General features: G+C 33.3%; 6 protein-coding genes. 4 read left to right on the plus strand and 2 right to left on the minus strand.

All coding sequences use genetic code 11. The features are described 5' to 3' along the window. Nucleotides 1–53: 53 nt before the first annotated feature. The 3 genes from JR312_RS06260 to JR312_RS06270 are packed head-to-tail and all read left to right on the plus strand — an operon-like array spanning nt 54 to nt 913. Nucleotides 54–218, plus strand: coding sequence for an IS630 transposase-related protein (locus JR312_RS06260; RefSeq protein WP_416647984.1), 165 nt, complete (start codon nt 54–56; stop codon nt 216–218). Then, entirely contained in the window at nt 187–402 is a 216-nt protein-coding gene (locus JR312_RS06265) for an IS630 transposase-related protein (protein ID WP_416647985.1), read from the plus strand. The genes JR312_RS06260 and JR312_RS06265 overlap by 32 nt, the downstream gene beginning before the upstream one ends. Before the next feature lie 28 nt (nt 403–430). Next, nucleotides 431–913, plus strand: a complete 483-nt coding sequence (locus JR312_RS06270) for an IS630 family transposase (protein ID WP_264330460.1) — start codon at nt 431–433, stop codon at nt 911–913. On the opposite strand, the gene JR312_RS06275 is transcribed toward JR312_RS06270, so the two are convergent. Both JR312_RS06275 and JR312_RS06280 read right to left on the minus strand, forming a co-directional pair. Then, nucleotides 843–1358, minus strand: coding sequence for a hypothetical protein (locus JR312_RS06275; RefSeq protein WP_264331230.1), 516 nt, complete (start codon nt 1356–1358; stop codon nt 843–845). The genes JR312_RS06270 and JR312_RS06275 overlap by 71 nt on opposite strands. Beyond that, nucleotides 1342–1563 (minus strand): hypothetical protein, encoded by a 222-nt coding sequence (locus tag JR312_RS06280; RefSeq protein ID WP_264331231.1) that lies wholly within the window; start codon nt 1561–1563, stop codon nt 1342–1344. Before JR312_RS06280 ends, JR312_RS06275 begins: the two co-directional genes overlap by 17 nt. 154 nt (nt 1564–1717) lie before the next feature. Here JR312_RS06280 and ligA point away from each other — a divergent pair, with 154 nt between their 5' ends. After that, nucleotides 1718–3673, plus strand: a complete 1956-nt coding sequence (ligA, locus tag JR312_RS06285) for an NAD-dependent DNA ligase LigA (protein WP_416647986.1) — start codon at nt 1718–1720, stop codon at nt 3671–3673. Nucleotides 3674–3768 lie beyond the last annotated feature (95 nt).

A 3768-nucleotide genomic window follows, 5' to 3' on the forward strand; every position in this document is an offset into this window, starting at 1 on the left:
TATAGTATTTCCTAAAGTAAATGATAAAGGTATAATAAAGTATTTGAGTTATAATGGCATATAGTGTGGATTTAAGGGAAAAGGCAGTATTGATGATAGAAAAAGGTAAGACAAAGGTTGAGGTAGCAGAGCTTATGGAGATAGGAATAGCAACTCTGTACCGTTGGTTAAAAAAGAAAGCTGCTGGTGAAAGCCTCAAGCCATCTAAAAAACGGTAGCTTTATTCGAAAAATAGACCCCAAAATACTCGAAGAATATGTTACAAAGAATCCAGATCATACTCTGGCAGAGATGAAACAAAATCTTGGATTTGGAATAAACTCAATTTGGTATAGACTAAAACAGCTAAAAATTACTTTAAAAAAAAGTCACACTATATCAAGAGCGCAATCAAGAAGATAGGGAGCAATTTATTGATAAAATCTCAAAAATAGACCATTCCAGCATCTTATATATAGATGAAGCAGGAGTTGATAATAAGTTATACCGAGAATATGGACGCGCTCCAAGAGGAAAGAAAATTTATGCAGATATTCCAGGGAGAACTCGAGAGAGAATCAGTATAGTAGCCGGGTGGATTGGAAAGAGATTTATTGCACCAATGACTTTCAAAGGTGGGTGTGACAAAGAGGTATTCAATACATGGTTGGAGAAGATGTTATTACCTAAATTGCCACTTGGCACAACTATAGTTATGGATAATGCTACATTTCATAAGACCACTAAAACAAAATCATTAATAGAGTCTTTTGGCTGTCATTTGCTGTATCTTCCAACATATTCACCAGATTTGAATCCTATAGAATACTGTTGGCATACCATCAAAAGCCGCCTCAGACCTCTCATGTATAAATATACAGACTTACAGCTTTTGGTTGGTAATACCATAATGGAACTTTATCATCCATTTTAGAAAATACTATAGCTTCTAAGATATTAGATTTTACTTCTGTAAGTTCACATTTAATCTGATCTATTTTCCCATTCAAATTTTTATGTGCATCTTCGATTAATTTATTCATTTCATCTTCTAAAAGTATTCTTATTTCTTTGCTTTGTGAAGTGACAATATCGGCTATTTTGTCTGTGATTTCAGGTTTTATAAGGCTTTCAATTTTTTCTTCAGTGTATTTTTTTACTGCTTCTTCTACCTGAGTTTTTATTTCTGGCTTTAGCAGATCTGCAACTTCTGGTCCTACTTTTTTCACTGCTTTTTCAGCTGCATTTTTTGCTGCTTTTTCAGCATTTGCTTCTACTGACTTTACTGTCTTATCAATTGAAGTCGATATTTTTTTTTCTATTTGATTAGCTTTTTCGGTAGCTATTTTGTTAGCTTTCTCTTCAGCTAAAGTTAGCATTTTTCCTTCTATTTTTTTTTACTTCATCTTGAGCTGATTTTCTAGCTTCTAGTTTTAAATCGTTACCCATTTGAGATATTACTTGATTCGCAGCTTCTTTTGCTGTTTTGCTTATACCAAGAATTTTATCAAACATTCCTGCACGATACACTTGAGAGCCGAAGTTTGATTCGTCAGCCAAATTTTTGTAATTGTATTCTTTCATAATGTACTCCTTAATTTAAAAACCATACTAACATTAATATACAAGTACAAAAATTATATTAATATTAGTATTGCTTTTCAGGGCAGTAGTATAAATTTATAGTACCTTTTGAAAAAATTCATGACTTGACGACAAAGAGCATTATATTGGTATCATGACTGACTTGGAAAAGATGAGAGAAAAACTGCAAAATCAAATTAATTATCATAATATCTTATATTATCAAAAAAGTAAGCCAGAGATAAGTGATGCTGAATATGATGAACTGAAAAAAAAGTTAGCTGCGATAGAGCCAGAAGCTTATGCAACACAAGATAGTGTTGGTGCTCCGCCTGATGAGAGATTTTCTAAGGTGGAACATCAAGAACCTATGCTTTCTCTTGAGAATGCTTATGATGAACAAGGTGTAGAGAAATTTTTGTCTAAAATAAAGAGATTTTTAATTGCAGATGAAATAGAAATACTATGTGAGCCAAAAATTGATGGATTGTCATTTTCTGCAATTTATGAAGATGGGAAATTTGTTAAAGCTGCAACTCGAGGTGATGGTTTTGTAGGAGAGGATGTTACTCACAATGTTGCAACAATAAAAGACTTTCCTAAGTTTTTACAAGATGTGCAAGGAAGACTAGAAGTAAGGGGTGAAATATATATCAGTAACAGCGACTTTTTAAAGTTAAATGAAAATAATGAATTCGCTAATCCTCGAAATGCAGCTGCTGGTTCTTTAAAGCAATTGAATGCGAACATTACAGCAAGAAGGCCTCTTAGATATTTTGCTTATTCTTTAATTGGTGGAATAGAGAAAAGTCAAAGTGAAGTACTAGAAAAACTTGAGAAACTTGGTTTTTGCGTAAATGAGCATCGTTCCTTAACAAGTAGTTTGAATGGAATGCTAAAGTTCTATAACGAGATCTATGATTGTCGTTATAACTTGGATTATGATATCGATGGGATAGTCTATAAAGTGAATGATTTGGTGCTACAAAGTCGTCTGGGAAGTACACACAAAGCGCCACGCTCAGCACTTGCATATAAGTTTTCTGCGATTTATGCGAAGACAAAGTTAAATAAAATATTTATACAGGTGGGTAGAACGGGGGTTTTAACTCCAGTTGCAGATTTAGTACCAGTCAATATTGGTGGAGTATTAGTTAGCAGAGCAAGTCTACATAACCAAGATGAGATAAAACGTAAAGATATAAGAGAGGGAGATGTTGTAACAATTAAAAGGGCTGGGGATGTAATTCCTAAAATTGTCAAAGTAGATGAAGGTTCTCGTCATACAAATATGCCTGAATTTGTTTTTCCTGACATATGTCCTGAATGTGGTAGTAAAGTGCAGATTGAAGGAGTGGCAGTAAGATGTCCTGAAGAATTTAATTGCAAGGCTCAAATAGTAGAAAAACTAAAACATTTTGTGTCAAAAGATGCATTTGACATTGTTGGCCTTGGTGAAAAACAAATAAAGTTTTTTTATGACCTGGAACTAATAAGACAAATTCCAGACATTTTTATTTTAGAGGAAAGATTAAAAGAGTTTTCCTTAAAAGAGCATCATGGTTGGGGCGAGAAGTCAATAGCTAATCTATTAAGTGCTATAAAAAACAGAAGAGTAATCACTCTAGATAGGTTCATATTTTCTTTGGGTATCAGATTTATCGGCCAAGTTGCAGCAGAATTGCTCGCAAATTATTATGTATCTTATGATAACTGGTATAATTCGATGTCATCAAATGATGTTGAGTTGGTAGGTATAGATGGTATAGGAGAAAAAGTAGCTGAATCTTTAAAATCGTTTTTTTCTCAGGAACGTAACATTAAAATGTTAAATGACCTGACTGCATATCTGCAAATTCTTCCCGTGAGCTCCAACTCTAGCGATTCTTTTTTGAATAACAAAATTATAGTGTTTACTGGTAAGCTACGTGCTATGAGTAGAGGGGAGGCAAAGGTAAGAGCTAAAGTTTTAGGGGCAAAGATCAGTTCAAGCCTTTCTACTAAAACTGACTATTTAATTGCAGGAGAAGATCCAGGTTCAAAATATAAAAAAGCAATGGAATTGGGTGTGGAAATTTTAGATGAAGAACAGTGGAACAAATTGTGCTAAACACAACTTAATCTGACGGGAATTAATTAACTGATAGAAGAATTGAAAACTATAGTATTTTCTAAAATGGATGATAAAGTTCCATTATGGTATTA

Origin of the sequence: Wolbachia endosymbiont of Nasonia giraulti (assembly GCF_048054155.1) — a bacterium.
Taxonomy (GTDB): Bacteria; Pseudomonadota; Alphaproteobacteria; order Rickettsiales; family Anaplasmataceae; genus Wolbachia; species Wolbachia pipientis_C.

Excerpts from the sequence above, each read along its gene's own strand:
- JR312_RS06260 (WP_416647984.1), top strand. The coding sequence starts at position 54 with ATGGCATATAGTGTGGATTTAAGGGAAAAGGCAGTATTGATGATAGAA.
- JR312_RS06275 (WP_264331230.1), bottom strand. The coding sequence starts at position 1,358 with ATGCTAACTTTAGCTGAAGAGAAAGCTAACAAAATAGCTACCGAAAAA.
- JR312_RS06280 (WP_264331231.1), bottom strand. The coding sequence starts at position 1,563 with ATGAAAGAATACAATTACAAAAATTTGGCTGACGAATCAAACTTCGGC.
- ligA (WP_416647986.1), top strand. The coding sequence starts at position 1,718 with ATGACTGACTTGGAAAAGATGAGAGAAAAACTGCAAAATCAAATTAAT.